This window comes from Streptomyces beijiangensis, from assembly GCF_017315755.1.
Lineage (GTDB): Bacteria > Actinomycetota > Actinomycetes > Streptomycetales > Streptomycetaceae > Streptomyces > Streptomyces beijiangensis.
In genome coordinates this window covers 1-650 of record NZ_JAFLRJ010000427.1, presented here as the reverse complement: position 1 = coordinate 650, position 650 = coordinate 1, and the positions used below count along the sequence as shown (strand labels likewise).

The window sequence follows — 650 nt, the reverse complement described above, 5'->3', positions numbered from 1 at the left end:
ACAGCAGCGCTCCCGCTGGCCGGAGCTCAACACCCCTACCGCGTGAACACCATCTCGACCTCCAGGCCCTCGACGCCCTCGGCCGGGATCGTCAAGCCGCTCTCCACGAAGCCGAACTTCCGATAGAACCCGGCAGCCCGCTCATTGGCCGAGTGCACGAACAACCTCGCCCGCTCCAGCCGCGGCTCCTCCAGCTCCCAGACCCACTCCAGAGCGGCCTGGAAGAGCCGCTCCGTGAGTCCGCTCCCCCGGAACTCCTTGCGTACGAAGACTCCCACCAGATGCCCCTGGGTCACGGGGATCTCCTCGCCGAAGAACCCTTTCACCCCCGGCTTCTCCACGAGCACGGTGACGGTGCCGCCCCACTCCCCGTCCGCCGCCTCGGCAATGAACTGCCGGGCTGCCACACCCCAGGCCGCCCCCGCGGCCCGCTCCTGCCAGAACTCATCGGGCTTGGCAGCCGCCTGCTCCACCGTCTCCAGGAAGGCAATCGACGCAACCGGATCACCCACGGCGGCCAGCCGCAGTTCCTTGACCTTCTGCCACTCATCAGCCCGTACAGCGCGTATGACGTGTTCCATGCCTGGATCCAATCAGACACTCCCACCACATCGCATCCGAGTAAGCGCCCGGAACGCAGAAAACCCCCG

At 67.1% G+C, this 650-nt stretch carries 1 protein-coding gene; it reads right to left on the bottom strand.

Annotation, left to right across the window (positions count from 1 at the left end):
- Nucleotides 1–35 precede the first annotated feature (35 nt).
- A complete protein-coding gene (locus J0695_RS33525) occupies nucleotides 36–581 on the bottom strand; it encodes a GNAT family N-acetyltransferase (protein WP_206968540.1) in 546 nt (181 codons plus the stop codon).
- Between the last annotated feature and the right edge of the window lie 69 nt (nucleotides 582–650).